The sequence below is a fragment of the Methylobacterium sp. 10 genome, assembly GCF_000519085.1.
Lineage (GTDB): Bacteria > Pseudomonadota > Alphaproteobacteria > Rhizobiales > Beijerinckiaceae > Methylobacterium.
The window spans coordinates 4,214,778-4,229,197 of sequence record NZ_KI912577.1; the positions used below are offsets into that span (position 1 = coordinate 4,214,778).

The window sequence follows — 14,420 nt, forward strand, 5'->3', positions numbered from 1 at the left end:
ACTGCCCATTAATCCGACTCGTCGAAACCTAGCGGTCGTCGGGGCCGCAGCGGCGTCCGCTGGTCCCCACGCGTGGTTTCAAGGGTAACGGTGTATGCGTAGCGTTCACACGGCGATCGACAACGTGGTTCCCTTCCGGCGTCCCGGCAGACCCCAGCCCAAGGCTCTGGTCGTCTCGCCCTCCCTTGCCGCGAGACGGGTGGACCAGCGCGCGCTCATGGATGCGGTCTACGCCAGCGGGACGCTCGCGGTCGCGGCCGGCGACCGCGAGACCAAGCTGATCGCCGCCCGCCTGCAGGTCTACGGCTTTCTCACCGTGGAGGAACTTGGAGAGGACGGGGCATTGCGGCGCCTGCGTCCGTCCGAGGCCATCCGTGCCCAGGTCGATCGCCCGTGGCGCCTGTCGAAGGCCGCCTACGGCTCGGGCCTGTCCGTCACGGTCCCGGCCGCCGACGATTTCCTGTTCGATTCCTCCGCAGGTGTCTCGGCCTGATTTCTCACCGCGAAACCGGGGTTCTCACAACCCGCGGAGGCAGGCTCGTCGGCGCGCTCCCGCCGGGGCCGGAACGACGAGCGGGCCAGCGAGAGCGCTCGCGCTAAATGATCCGATAAAGCATCGTTCTCGATCGGCGATGATCCCCCGTCAGCCTGCCGACCCTGGCAGGCTGATCCTCCCGGCCCGAGCCGGTGATCGTGGTGGTCTTTACCAAGCTACACCGCGCCTAGGGACACAAACTGGGCTCGCGCTGAGGCGGATCTTTCGTTCAAGTTTTTCGAAGGCTCGACCCTGTCGAAGCACCGAGCCAGGGGCATGGATCGATCGGGGGCATGGAGTTGGCGTGAGCCCGGCATCGACGCGCCGGCATCCCCTCCGGCCAGGGCGGGGCTCTCTCAGCGGTCCCGCTTGTCCACCACGGCGCAGCCGGTCATTGGTCCGCGGCTTCCGTTGATCACCGAGCAGGTGACGAGGGCTGTCGCCGCGTCGGCATGACTGTGACGGGTAACGACTGCCTGCTCGCGGGCGCGGCGCGCGGCAGCCTCGATTAAATCGGCTCCGATGCCGGTGGCAATCCGCCCGGCCCGGCCGAACAGACCATAATAGGCATCACCCGGCGTCTCGCCCTTGAACTGTACCCCCACCGCGGAGGGATCGCCGCAGGCGAGGGTCAGAGTCATACCATCTGTAGCCGACATCTCGGCGAAATCGACGGTGCGGTTGACGAGGGTAGCCTTCGTCCCGGCCACGATGCTGTCGATGAGATCACCGCAGGAATCTGCGCGGGCAGACAGGACTGAGAGTGAGAGTACGGTAGCGGTCAGGATGAAGAAATGCATGGCCAGTAAAGTAGGCGCATCGCCTTTCCTGTCGAGGTGGTCCATCGCACACGCCGCCAGAGCCATTGAACGGTCGTTCATTGACAGATGAATGAACGTTCAATAGACATGCGGGATAGGAGGTCGCGATGGGCGAATTCGGTTGGTATGACGATGTCGATGCGCCGCGCGGCTGGGATGCCGGGCGCGTTCTGAGGTCAGTCCGCTTCGCCTGCCGGCCGTCCACCTTATTTCCGGGACTGCTGATACTGGCCGGTTGGCTCGCCTTCCTGGGGTGGACCGGTGCGGGCTCCGACGGCTGGCAGGCGCGGGTCTGCGCCGATCACGCCGAGCAGTCCAGGTCCTGGCAGGCACGGTCCTGCGGGACGACCCATCTAGACGGCGCGGACGGCAGGTCGGCGTCGTGAGCGTCGGTGCCGCCATTGAAGGCAGGTCCGGCCCCTCGGCCCGGCGCCAGGACATCCTCGATGCCGCCGAGACCTGCTTCGTACGGAATGGCTTCCATCGCACGACGATGCAGGACCTCGCGCGTCAGGCCGGCATGACGGCTGGCAATATCTATCACTACTTCAAGTCGAAGGAGGCTGTGGTGCTCGGGCTCGCCGAGCGTGAGCGTGGGCATGGCATGACCCTCGTCGAGGAGATGGAGCGGGTCGGCGATCGCCGCGGCGCCCTGATGAGCATCCTCGAACGCTACTTCGCCCGGGCGACCCGCGAGAGCGCGGTCCTACGCGTCGATCTCTGGTCCGAGGCCACCCGCAATCCCGACATCGCCGCCATGATCGATCGGGGGGAGACCGAGGCCCGCCTCTGGTTCGTCGAGACCCTCTCGTCCCTGGCCACCTCGCGGGCCTGCGATGCTGCTACCCTCTACGACGAGACGCTGAACCCGCTGATGAAGGGCATTCTCGTCAACCTAGCCCTGCGGCCGGCCTTCGATCCGGCCCCGGCCGTGGCACATCTGTGCGCCTTGATCGAGGCAGGGTTGGCGGGACGGCCGCCGGCGGTCTCGCTCGAATCAGGATCCGGTACCCTTCCCACCTCTCTCTGTCTTCCATCCCGCCCCGTCCTGGAGAGCAGCTGATGAGTGCCGTCCTCAAGGTCGTCCGTCCCGCGATCCTCGTCTTCGTCCTCGGCCTGCCGTCGGGGACGTCCTTCGCCGAGGTCGCGCCGGCCCCGGTCAGGTTGGCGCCGGCGGTGAGCACCGTCGAGGCCCGGCGCCGCGAGATCGTCGAGCAGGTCGTCGTCACTGGAACCCTCGTCCCCCGCGATGAAATCCTGGTGACCCCCGAGATCGAAGGCTATCGGGTCACCGAAGTCCTGGTCGAAGAGGGGATGCGCGTGGAGAGCGGTCAGGTTCTGGCACGACTCTCGCGCGACCTGATCGACCGCCAGATCGCCCAGCAGAACGCCCTCGTCGCCAAGGCCGCCGCCGTCGTGCCTCAGGCTCAGAGCAGCATCGAGCAGGCGGAAGCCGCCGAGATGGAGGCGCGCCTCTCCCACGACCGGGCAAAGCAGCTCATGCAGAGCGGCAATGGCACGGCGGTGATCATGGAGGGGCGGACCTCCACCCTGCGCCAAGCCGAAGGCAAGCTTGCCTTCGCCCGCAACGGCCTCGTCATCGCCAGGGCCGAACTCGCCCAGGCGAAGGCCTTGCGCGACGAACTCGACCTGCGTCTCGCCCGCACCGACATCCGCGCGCCGGAGGCCGGGATCGTCAGCCGCCGCGTCGCCCGTGTGGGCATGGCCGCCACGTCCTCCGCCGAGCCCCTGTTCCGGCTGATTGCCCGCGGGGAGATCGAGCTAGAAGGCGAGGTCATCGAAACCAAGCTGCCTCTGCTGCGCGAGGGCACGCCCGCCTCGATGGAGCTCCCCAATGGCGAGCGGGTGCGGGGCAGCGTGCGCGCGGTCTATCCGGAAGTCGACAAAGCGAGCCGCCTCGGCAAGGTCCGGGTCCGGCTCGACCCCGATCCGCTCCTGCGCATCGGCACTTTCGCCCGCGGCGCTATCGAGATCGCCCGGACGCGCGGCGTGACCGTGCCCCAGGCCTCCGTCCTCTACGGCGGGCCGAAGCGCAGCAGCGTCCTCGTGGTGACGGATGGGGTGGTGGAGGCGCGCGAGGTCCGCGCCGGCCTCTCCGACGATAACGACATCGAGATCCGGGCCGGTCTCGCCGAGGGCGAGGCCGTGGTCGCGCGCGCCGGCAGCTTCCTGCGCGACGGCGACCGGGTCCGCGCCGTCCCCGTCGCGTTACCGGCACCGGCCATGGTGACCGTTCCCTCACCCAAGGAGACCGCGGAGGCGGGCCAGCCCTAGGGCTTATCCCGCCTTCCTCCCCTTCCGCACCATCAGAACGGGTTGCCGCGATGCGCCTCAACATCTCCGCCTGGGCGATACGCAAGCCGATCGGCCCGCTGGTCCTGTTCCTCGTCCTGATCGTGCTCGGCCTCGTCAGCTTCCGTGGGCTACCGGTCACGCGGATGCCCAATATCGACGTTCCCATCGTCTCCGTTGCGATCACCCAGTCGGGGGCGGCGCCCTCCGAGCTGCAGACCCAGGTGACGAAGTGGGTCGAGGACTCGATCGCCGGCGTGCGCGGGGTGAAGCACATCACCTCCGCCATCACCGAGGGCTCGTCCGTCACCACGGTGGAGTTCCGCCTCGAGGTGAACACCGACCGCGCCGTCAATGACGTGAAGGACGCGGTTTCCAAGATCCGCATCAACCTGCCCCGCACCATCGACGAGCCGGTGATCAGCCGCGTGGAGATCGCCGGCTTGCCGATCCTGATCTACGGTGTGAAGGCGCCGGCTATGACCCCCGCCGAGCTGTCCTGGCTGGTGGAGGACAAGATCGCCCGCACCCTCCAGGGGGTGAAAGGCGTCGGCGGCGTCGAGCGGGTGGGCGGTGTCGCCCGCGAGATGCGGGTGGTGCTTCAGCCAGACCGCCTCCTGGCCCTGGGCATCACCGCTGCGGAGGTCAACCGCCAGCTGCGCCTCACCTCCGCCGACATGGCGGGCGGGCGCGGCGAGGTCGGCGGGCGCGAGCAGTCGATCCGGACGCTCGCTGCTTCGCGCACCGTGCGCGATCTCAAGGCGACCTCCATCGTCCTCGCCGGCGGCCGCAAGGTCCGCCTTGACGATCTGGCTCTGGTACAGGACGCGATCGAGGAGCCGCGCACCTTCGCTCGCTTCAACGGCGAGCCGGTGGTGGCCTTCGCGGTGTCGCGCGGTTCGGGTGCCAGCGACGCCGAGGTGGCGGCGGCCGTCGAGAAGCGGATCGCGGAGTTCCGCCAGACCTATCCCGACCTCGACTTCGAAACGATCGATTCCTCGGTCTCGGCCACTATCGGCAGCTACGATTCCGCCATGCACACGCTGATCGAGGGCGCCGTGCTCGCCGTCATCGTGGTGTTCCTGTTCCTGCGCGACTGGCGCGCCACCCTCATCGCCGCCGTCGCCCTGCCGCTCTCGGTCTTCCCGACCTTCTGGGCCATGGACGCGATGGGTTTCACCCTCAATGGTATCAGCCTTCTCGCCATCACCCTCGTCACCGGCATTCTGGTGGACGACGCCATCGTCGAGATCGAGAACATCGTCCGCCACATGCGGATGGGGAAATCCGCCTACCGCGCCGCCCTCGAAGGCGCCGACGAGATCGGGCTCGCCGTCATCGCCATCACCGCGACCCTCATCGCGGTCTTCGCTCCGGTTTCATTCATGGGCGGCATCGCTGGCCGTTACTTCATGCAGTTCGGGCTCACCATCGCCGTCTCGGTGTTCATGTCCCTGCTGGTGGCGCGGCTGATCACGCCGATGCTCGCCGCCTACTTCCTGCGCGACCACGGCCACCACGATGAGCGTGAGGGATGGGTGATGCGCGCCTATGGCCGGTTGGTGGGCTGGTCCGTGCGCCACCGGGTGATCACGCTGATCGTCGGTCTCGCGCTCTTCGCCGCGTCGTTGGCCTCCACCGGCCTGTTGCCTTCGGGCTTCGTGCCGAAGCAGGACAATGCCCGCACCCTGTTCATGGTTGAACTCGCCCCCGGCGCCCGGCTCCCCGACACGATCGCCGTGGCCGACCGCCTCGTCGCCCGCATCCGCTCCCTGCCGGAAGTCACCTCGGTCTTCGTCGATGGCGGACGCCAGGTCGGCGGCAAGAAGGAGACGCGGCTCGCCACCCTCATCGTCAACCTCACCCCAAAGAACAGCCGCGCGAAAAAGCAAGCGACCGTGGAGACCGACATTTCCGCCCTTATCGCCGAGGAGCCCGACATCCGCTCTTGGTTTCTGCGGGATTCCGGCCAGCGCGATCTCGCTCTTGTGGTCGGCGGCGCCGATGCCGAGGTGGTAGCTGAGGTGGCCGCTCGCCTCCAGCGCGACATGGCGGCGATCCCCCACCTCGTCTCGGTGATGTCCACCGCTCCCCTCAACCGTACGGAGGTTCGTATACGCCCCAAGGAGGGCTCGGCCGCCGATCTCGGCGTCTCCACCGACACCATCGCCGAGACGGTGCGGGTCGGCACCATCGGCGACATCGGCCTGAATCTCGCCAAGTTCAACGCCGCCGACCGCCAGATACCGATCCGGGTGCAGTTGCCCGAGAGCGCAAGGGGCGCGGTCTCGCGCCTGGAGAACCTCAAGGTTCCGGCCAAGAACGGCACCGCCGTGCCGCTCGCCGCCGTGGCCGATATCGAGCTCGACCAGGGCCCTGGCGCCATCGAGCGCTACGACCGCGTGATCCGCGTGGCGGTGGAGGCCAACATGGAGGGCTCCGACGCTTTGGGCTCCCTCATCGCGCAGGCTCTGGAGACGCCGACCGCGAAGTCGCTGCCGCCGGGCGTCACAATCCGCCAGACCGGGGACGCCGAGATCATGGGTGAGGTCTTCTCGGGCTTCCTCCTCGCCATGGGCGCCGGGATCATGATGGTCTATGCCGTGCTGGTGCTGCTGTTCGGCAACTTCCTGCAGCCGCTCACCATCCTGTTCTCCCTGCCCCTCTCCATCGGCGGGGCGATCCTCGGTCTCCTCATCCTCAACATGCCGATCTCTATGCCCGTGGTCATCGGCATCCTCATGCTGATGGGGCTGGTGACGAAGAACGCGATCATGCTGGTGGACTTCGCAGTCGAGGAGATGGCGCGGGGCGTCGACCGGGTCACCGCCATCGTCGATGCCGGCCGCAAGCGGGCGCGCCCCATCGTGATGACCACCATCGCCATGGCGGCCGGCATGGTCCCCTCGGCACTGGCGCTCGGTGTCGGCGGCGAGTTCCGCGCGCCGATGGCGGTGGCGGTGATCTCCGGCCTCATCGTCTCGACCCTGCTGTCCCTGGTCTTCGTACCGGCCGTATTCCTGCTGATCGACAGCCTCGGCAAGTTCATTAGGCGCCTGTTCGGCCGCTTCGTCGGCGCCCGCGACGAGGCGGTACCCGGCCCCACCCCGAGCGCCGCCCGCTGACGTGGCGGCGGAGCCGGGATCAGGAACTTTCCCCAACCATGCGTCGGGCGAGGTCTCCGGCCTGCCGATCGCGGGACATTTGGAAGCACATTTCGCACGCCCTCGCCTATAGTCCGGCTTGTCAACACGTCTATCGGCCCGTTGCCGACGCGAGGGCGAAATGAAGAGCCTCAACCTCAAGCACAGTCGTTGCCGTCATGCGTGTCTCGCCGATTTCGGCGGAGCTCATCATGGGACGATTATGACGAATAGGGTTGATGGTCATGGGTTATCACGACACGCGATTTGAGGCGGTTGGGGCCGGCCCCGCATGGGCTTTAGGCGGCGCCATCGCGCCGAGGCACTTTCGCCGCGCCTATGGCAGGGCGGCGGTGGAGGCTGCCATTGAGAACGGGCTGATGCCCGAGGAGCTGTCCGAAGTGCTGGGCGGCCGCCGCGTTGTCGAGGCCTTCCCGGTCGATGGCGGCGAGAGCGTCTCCGACTACGCCCATCGCGCGGTGGCCGAGATGATGGTCGCCTATCTCAGCTACGCCCCGGCCTGACCCGCCGCCGGGCCTCCCCGACCTTCCATTGATCCATGAAGGCGGGCCGCTCGCGGCCCTGGAGACGACCATGACCGACGACCTGCTGTCCCGACGCCGCCTGCTGAGAGCGGGCGCAACCGTCGCGGCCGCTCTGCCCCTCGGCCTTACCGCGACGGCGGGGCGTGCCTGGGTTCCCGGCCCTGCCGCGCCCTTCGATCCCGGTCCTCTCTGCGCGCCGGCGGCGGCCACCGAGGCGTGGAGCGGTCCGCTCCGGCCCATCAAGCTCGCCTGGAACGCCAACGCCGTCTGCACGGCCGCCGCCCCCGTTGCCAAGGAGCGCGGAATTTTCGCCGCTCACGGGCTCGACGTGGAGTTCATCAATTTCGGTGGGTCCACGGAAGCCCTGCTGGAGGCCATCGCCACCGGCAAGGCCGATGCCGGGATCGGCATGGCCCTGCGCTGGCTGAAGCCTCTCGAACAAGGCTTCGACGTCAAGATCACCGCCGGCCTCCATGGCGGCTGCCTGAGGCTGCTCGGCGCGAAATCTGCCGGCATCAGCGACATCGCCTCCCTGAAGGGCAAGACCATCGCCATCAGCGACCATGCCAGCCCGGCCAAGAACTTCTTCGCCCTGTTGCTGTCCGATGCCGGCATCGATCCCGACCGGGAGGTGGAGTGGCGGCAGTACCCGGCCGATCTCCTCAACCTCGCCGTGGAGAAGGGCGAGGCCCAGGCCCTGGCCGATGCCGACCCGCGTACCTTCATCTGGCTCAGGGACCCGCGCTTCACGGAAGTCGCTACCAATCTGACGGGCATCTTCGCCACGCGCTCCTGCTGCGTCGTGGCCCTGCGCGGCAGCCTGATCCGCAACGACCGGGCGGTGGCCACCGCCCTCACCCGCGCCATCCTCCAGGGCGGGCACCGCGTCGCCACCGATCCGCTGGACGCCGCCGGCATCTTCTCGACTTACGGCGGCAAGGGCTCGGTGGAGGATCTGGCGGCGATGCTGCGCAGCCATACCCACGATCACCGACCCGTGGGCGTCACCCTCAAGCAGGAAATCGCCCTCTACGGCGACGAACTGAAGCGCGTGAACGTGATCCGCCGCTCCACCGACACGGCGAAATTCGCCGACCGGGTCTATGCCGACGTGCTGAGCTGAGGGGCAACTATGTCGAGTTCATTGACGGGGGCGTTCGGCGGCGGCTTCCGCCGGGCGCCCGATGCGAATGCCACGGTTTCGAACGACTCCGCGTGGCGGACCCGTCTCGCCGCCCTGTGGTGGGTCGGCCTCTTCGCCGGTTCCCTCTGGCTCGCCCTCGCGGGCCTGACCCTCGTTCTGCCGGAGAACGGTGACTTTCCCTATTCCGCCACGTTCGGCCATGGCTCCGGACTGATCGGGGCCGTCCTCCTCCTGGCGAGCCCCCTCCTCCCGGTCCTTGGCCGGGTCGGACCCCGCCTGCGCCATTGGGGGCCGTGGATCGTCGCCCTCGCCTTCGCCTTCATTGCCTGGGAGTTGGTGACGGCCAAGCTCGAATGGCTGCCGATGCCGTTCTTCCCGCCGCCCCAGGCGATCCTCGAAGTCTTCGCCGAGGATTGGCCGAAGCTCGGGGGCAGCATCGTCAATTCGCTGATCCTGCTGTCGGGCGGCTACCTGATCGGGGCCGCCGTCGGCTTCGTCCTCGGAGTCGCTGTGGGCTGGTCGCGGACGGCCGGCTACTGGGTCCATCCGGTCTTGCGCTTCGTCGGGCCGCTGCCGGCCACCGCCTGGCTGCCGCTGGCCTTCTTCGTGTTCCCCTCTTCCTGGTCGGCGAGCACGTTCCTCGTGGCTCTGGCCACGGGCTTTCCCGTGACGGTGCTGACCTGGTCCGGGATCGCGGCGGCCAACAAATCCTACTACGACGTCGCCCGGACGCTCGGCGCCTCGCAGAGCTTCCTCATCCGTAAGGTCGCGATCCCGGCGGCCTTGCCCTACGTCTTCGTCGGCCTGTTCATGGGGCTCGGCGCCTCCTTCGCGGTCCTCGTCGTGGCCGAGATGCTGGGCGTGAAATCCGGCCTCGGCTGGTATCTGCAATGGGCGCAAGGGTGGGCGGCCTATGCCAACATGTACGCCGCCCTCATCGCTATGGCGCTGATGTGCTCGACCCTGATCACCCTGCTGTTCCGCCTGCGCGACCGCGTGCTGTCCTGGCAGAAGGGGCTCGTCCAATGGTAGCGGCCACCCTCGAAGCGCCGGCCGGCGCCTCCGCAAACGACCGGGGCGGGGCCCTCACCATAAGGAGCGTCTCCCACGCCTTCGACATCGGCGGCACGCGCCTGCCCGTCCTCGACGACATCGACCTCTCCATCGCGCCGGGCTCCTTCGTCGCCTTGCTCGGTCCGTCGGGCTGCGGGAAGTCGACCCTGCTGCGCCTCGCCGCCGGTCTCGAACCGCCGGAATCCGGTACCCTCGCCCTCGACGGGGAGACGATCACCGGGCCCGATCCCGAGCGGCTCCTCGTGTTCCAGGATCCGACGCTCTATCCCTGGCGCACGGTGCGGGGGAATGTTTCGCTGGGCCTGGAGGCGCGCGGCCTGCTCCGGCGGCATCGCCGCCGGATCGACGAGGCCCTGGACCTCGTCGGGCTCTCCGACTTTGCCGAGGCCTATCCGCATCAGCTCTCAGGCGGCATGGCCCAGCGCACGGCGCTCGCCCGGGCCCTGGTCAACGACCCGCGCCTGCTGCTCCTCGACGAGCCCCTGGGCAAGCTCGACGCCCTCACCCGCCTCGCGATGCAGGGCGAACTCGTCCGGCTCTGGCAGGAGAGCCGCTTCACGGCGCTCCTCGTCACCCACGACGTCGAGGAGGCCCTCATCCTCGCCCAGCGGGTGATCGTGCTGAGCGACCGGCCGGCCCGGATCAGGACCGAGATCGTGGTGGACGCCCCCTATCCCCGCCGCCGCGACGACCCGAAGCTCCTGAACCTGCGCACCGAAATCCTCGGCATCCTCGGGGAGAAATGACCGCCATCCGAGGGGGTAAACCACCGCCATCGGAGGGGGCAAACATGCGTCATCCGGCGGATTTACTCTACCGCGGGCGATCCGCATGATTCCCTATGTCCCGCGCTCGTAACCGGCGGGGATTCACGCGGGCGGAGGGTGGTATGGGCGACAGGTCGAGCACGGGTCGGCGGCGGTTCCCTCCCCTCTTTCTCTCGTCCCTGCTGATAGGGGCCATCCTCCTGCCGGGCGGTGAGGCCGAGGCGGGGTCCTGCGCTCGCGGCATTGGCCGGATGCAGGCGCGGTTAGACCGCGCCTTGGAGAACCGTGCGGCGGCCGGACCCTTCGCTCCCGAAAGCGCCCTCGCCACGCGTAGCCGGCAACCGACCCCCGCCACCATCGCGGCGGTCGAGAGCCGGTACGACGGCTGGCCGGCCGGTGGACGCGCCGTCGCCGCGCTCGCATGGGCACGCCGGGCGGATGCCTCCGGCGATGCCCGCGCCTGCCGGGCCGCGCTTCGCAGAGTGGAGCGGACCATCGCGCGGCCCGGGAACTGACACGGCGTCGATGCGGCCGACCCGGCGGAATGCCCCCTCCGCCCGGCCATGGCTGACGCCCTCGTCCACCCCATCATGCCGCGCTCGGTACAGTCTGCGACAAACTGGGGACAGGCCGGGAATCGACGGAGCCGAGTCGCGTCGGCCCACGTTTGCCGACTCCCGACACCAGTGATGGGCAGCGAACTTCCCGATGGCAAAACGCCGGACCCGGACGTCTCCCGACAGCGCCTCCGAGGAGCCGGTCGCTCCCCTCGTTCCCACCGGCGCCCTGGCCGTGGCGCTTCTCGACCTCGTGGCCCTGAACAAGCCTCTGATCCACATGGTGCGCGAGACGCACCGGCAGGATGCCATCGCCGCAATCCTCCGTGCCCTGGCCCCGGATCGCAGCGTGGCGATCTACCCGGAATGGGATTGCCTGCCCTTCGACCGGACCTCGCCGTCGCGCGGCGTCATGGGGCAGCGCACGGGCGTGTTGCGCTGGCTGACGGATGCCGCCGCCCTGCCCGACATCGTCCTGACGACCGCCCCTGCCCTGATCCAGCGGGTTCCGCCGCCCGGGACCTGGGCGGAGGCGCATCTCGAGATCCATGTCGGCGACGTCTTCGATCCGGCTGCGATCACCGCGACGTTGCAGCGCCTGGGCTACATCCTCGATGACCGGGTCGACGAGCCGGGCGAGGTGGCGGTCTGGGGGCGCACGGTCGACGTGTTCCCCGCCGCGGCACCGCGCCCCTGCCGGATCGAGCACGAGGGCGGCCGCGTCACCGCCATCCGGTCCTACGATCCGGTGTCCCAGCGCTCCCTGGCGGAAGCCGCGTGTCTGGTCGTCGATCCGGCTACGGAAATCCTCCTCCCCGAAGGATCGGAGACCCGGCTCCGGCCCTTCACCGGCCAGGAGCATCAGCTTCCCCGCTTCTATCCCGCCCTGACGACGGTACTCGACTACGTCCCCGATGCCCGCCTCGTGGTGGAGACCGGCGCCGAGGAGCGTGCCGCCGCCTTCTTCGAACAGATCGCTGAGGGGCAGGACACCGGCGGTCGCAATGACGGCAGTCGTAACGGCGGCAGTGGGAAGGGCGACTTCGGCGAGCTCTACCTCGATCCCCGCAGCTGGGCCTCGCTTCAGGAGGCGCGCCGCGTCGCCACCGCGACGGCGGAGGAATCCGAGGATCTGGCGATCCCCGCCTTCGTGCGGAAGGCCCGTCCCAACGCGGCCCTGGCCGAGACCCTGCGCCGGCACCTGGAGGCGGGCGAGCGCATCCTGCTGACGGGGCCGGAGGAACCCCTCGGTCGCCTGATCCGCGTCGCCGAACGGTCGCTGGGGCGCAAGGCCCGGCGCGTGGCGGACTGGACCGCGGTGGCCCGCGCCAGGCCCGGCGCGATCCTGGCGCTGGCCGCGCCCATTGAGGCGGGGTTCAGGGTGCCGGGACAGGGTGTCTGCGTCATCGCCGCCGCCGACCTGTTCGGGAGCCGGGCCGCCGTCGAGGAGGGCGAGCCCGTCGCGAGCCTTCCCATCGGCGAGGTGGAGCTGCGCGTCGGCGATGTGGCGGTGGATCGCGACAACGGTCTCTGCGTCTTCGAAGGCCTGGAGCGCGTCGAGACCGGAGAGGATGGCGGCGAGGACGCCCTCCGGCTGCGCTTTGCCGGGAATGCGATCCTGATGGTCCCGGTCTCCCAGGCCGACCGGATCTGGCGCTACGGCTCGGAGGTCGAGGCGGTCACCCTCGACAAGCTCGAAGGCGGGTCCTGGGGCCGTCGGCGCCTCGAAGCCGAGGCGTGCATGGCAAAAGCCGCCCGCATGATGCTCGCCGCCGCCGAGGCGCGCCGGGCGATCGAGGCGCCGGTCCTGTCGCCGCCGCTGCGGGAGATGGAGCGCTTCGCCGCCGGGTTCGGGTTCAACCTCACCGCCGATCAGGCCAGGGCGGTGAACGGTGTCTTGGGCGATCTCGCTTCGGGGCGGCCGATGGACCGCCTCGTCTGCGGCGATGTCGGCTTCGGCAAGACCGAGGTGGCCCTGCGCGCCGCCGCCGCGGCGATCTTCGCCGGCCGCCAGGTGGCGGTGGTGGCGCCCACCACCGTTCTGGCCCGCCAGCATGTGCGGACCTTCACCCGGCGCTTCGCCCGCTTCGGCATCGAGGTCGCCCATCTCTCCCGCCTCGTCTCCCCGGCCGAAGCGAAGCGCGTGAAGGCGGGGCTCGCCGACGGCAGCATCCGCCTCGTCGTCGGCACCCATTGCCTCACCGCCAAGGGCGTCGCTTTCGCAGATCTCGGCCTCGTGGTCATCGACGAGGAGCAGCGCTTCGGAGCGAAGATGAAGGAGGCCCTGCGAAAGACGGCGGGAGACGGCCACGTCCTGACGCTTACGGCGACGCCGATCCCCCGGACCCTGCAATCCGCCCTGGTCGGCCTGCAATCCCTGAGCGTCATCGCGACGCCGCCCGCGGTGCGCCAGCCCATCCGCACGGTGATCGCGCCGTTCGAGGCTGAATCCCTCCGCGACGCGCTCATGCGCGAGCATCGCCGGGGCGGTCAGAGCTTCGTCGTGTGTCCGCGCATCGAGGATATCGGCCCCATGGCGGAGCGACTGGCCAAGCTCGTCCCCGGCTTGCACACGATGATCGCCCATGGCGACCTCAAGCCGGCGGAGATGGACGATGTGATGGTGCGCTTCGCCGATGGCGAGGGCGACGTGCTTCTGGCGACCAGCATCATCGAGAGCGGCCTCGACGTGCCGCGTGCCAACACCATGCTGGTCTGGGACGCCGAGCGCTTCGGCCTGTCCCAGCTGCACCAGCTGCGGGGCCGGGTCGGGCGTGGCCAGCGCCGGGGCGTCGTTCACCTGCTCCACCAGCCGGAGAAGCCGCTGAGTCCGGCGACGGAAAAGCGCCTTCGCACCCTGGAGGCCCTGGACCGGCTCGGCGCGGGCTTCGCCATCAGCGCCCGCGACCTCGACCTGCGCGGAGCGGGCGACCTCGTGGGCGAGAACCAGGCCGGCCACGTCAAGCTGATCGGGCTCGGACTCTATCAGCACCTCCTGCACCTCGCCTTGCGGGCCGCGAAGGGGGAGGTCGCGGAGGATTGGACGCCCGAGATCCGGATCGGCCTGTCCGGTGGCGTGCCGGCCGATTACGTGCCGGAGCCGGACGTGCGGCTGAGCCTCTACACCCGCCTATTGCGCCTCACGACCCCGGACGAGGTCGAGGCGCTCCGCCACGAGGTGACCGACCGGTTCGGTCCGCCACCGGAGGCGTTCGAGGCCCTCGTCACCCTGGCCCGCCTCCGGGTCGGGTGCCTCGAACTCGGGATCGCGCGGTTGAGCGGCGGCCCGCAGGGGCTGGCGGCGGATTTTCGTGCCAATGCCCCGCCGATCCTGCTGCCGGTCAACGCGCATATCGAGCGTCGCGACCGCCGCGTGCTGTTGCGCGCCGGCTGCGAGGATCCGGTCGAGCGCGGTTGCCTCGCAGCTCGGTTCCTCGAACGCCTGCGGGAGGCCAGGACGCGGCGCCCGGCGGGGTGAGATCGCCGGTCGGGTCTCCACCGGGCGGCGCCGGTTGAGATGG

Annotated in this window: 12 protein-coding genes; 11 read left to right on the forward strand and 1 reads right to left on the reverse strand. The window is 69.3% G+C overall.

The features are described from left to right. The first annotated feature begins 94 nt into the window (after positions 1-94). Positions 95-493: a hypothetical protein gene (locus K368_RS0119835; protein WP_027173856.1), complete on the forward strand. Its 399-nt coding sequence runs from the start codon at positions 95-97 to the stop codon at positions 491-493. A gap of 398 nt (positions 494-891) precedes the next feature. Here K368_RS0119835 and K368_RS0119840 read toward each other — a convergent pair whose 3' ends face one another. After that, a complete protein-coding gene (locus K368_RS0119840) occupies positions 892-1,401 on the reverse strand; it encodes a hypothetical protein (RefSeq protein WP_245259626.1) in 510 nt (169 codons plus the stop codon). A 62-nt stretch (positions 1,402-1,463) separates the two neighbouring features. On the opposite strand from K368_RS0119840, the gene K368_RS25170 reads away from it, so the two are divergent. From K368_RS25170 to K368_RS0119890, 10 genes are all read left to right on the forward strand, one after another. Then, positions 1,464-1,742, forward strand: a complete 279-nt coding sequence (locus tag K368_RS25170) for a hypothetical protein (RefSeq protein WP_036266538.1) — start codon at positions 1,464-1,466, stop codon at positions 1,740-1,742. Continuing rightward, a complete protein-coding gene (locus K368_RS0119850) occupies positions 1,739-2,419 on the forward strand; it encodes a TetR/AcrR family transcriptional regulator (RefSeq protein WP_027173858.1) in 681 nt (226 codons plus the stop codon). The genes K368_RS25170 and K368_RS0119850 overlap by 4 nt, the downstream gene beginning before the upstream one ends. Continuing rightward, positions 2,419-3,651, forward strand: coding sequence for an efflux RND transporter periplasmic adaptor subunit (locus K368_RS0119855; protein ID WP_027173859.1), 1,233 nt, complete (start codon positions 2,419-2,421; stop codon positions 3,649-3,651). The genes K368_RS0119850 and K368_RS0119855 overlap by 1 nt, the downstream gene beginning before the upstream one ends. Before the next feature lie 50 nt (positions 3,652-3,701). Further along, the gene (locus K368_RS0119860) at positions 3,702-6,794 is read left to right on the forward strand and encodes an efflux RND transporter permease subunit (RefSeq protein ID WP_027173860.1); all 3,093 of its coding nucleotides are present in this window, start codon (positions 3,702-3,704) and stop codon (positions 6,792-6,794) included. 257 nt (positions 6,795-7,051) lie between these two features. After that, positions 7,052-7,336 carry a hypothetical protein gene (locus tag K368_RS0119865; RefSeq protein WP_245259627.1) on the forward strand — a complete coding sequence of 95 codons (285 nt, stop codon included), beginning with the start codon at positions 7,052-7,054 and terminating at the stop codon, positions 7,334-7,336. 70 nt (positions 7,337-7,406) lie between these two features. Further along, the gene (locus K368_RS0119870) at positions 7,407-8,480 is read left to right on the forward strand and encodes an ABC transporter substrate-binding protein (protein ID WP_027173862.1); all 1,074 of its coding nucleotides are present in this window, start codon (positions 7,407-7,409) and stop codon (positions 8,478-8,480) included. A 9-nt stretch (positions 8,481-8,489) separates the two neighbouring features. Further along, on the forward strand, positions 8,490-9,533 hold the full coding sequence (locus K368_RS0119875) for an ABC transporter permease subunit (protein WP_036266539.1): 1,044 nt from the start codon (positions 8,490-8,492) through the stop codon (positions 9,531-9,533). After that, positions 9,527-10,321 (forward strand): ABC transporter ATP-binding protein, encoded by a 795-nt coding sequence (locus K368_RS0119880; protein WP_027173864.1) that lies wholly within the window; start codon positions 9,527-9,529, stop codon positions 10,319-10,321. Before K368_RS0119875 ends, K368_RS0119880 begins: the two co-directional genes overlap by 7 nt. A 143-nt stretch (positions 10,322-10,464) precedes the next feature. Beyond that, on the forward strand, positions 10,465-10,857 hold the full coding sequence (locus tag K368_RS0119885; RefSeq protein WP_051439939.1) for a hypothetical protein: 393 nt from the start codon (positions 10,465-10,467) through the stop codon (positions 10,855-10,857). Between the two features lie 193 nt (positions 10,858-11,050). After that, on the forward strand, positions 11,051-14,377 hold the full coding sequence (locus tag K368_RS0119890) for a helicase-related protein (RefSeq protein ID WP_027173866.1): 3,327 nt from the start codon (positions 11,051-11,053) through the stop codon (positions 14,375-14,377). Positions 14,378-14,420 lie beyond the last annotated feature (43 nt).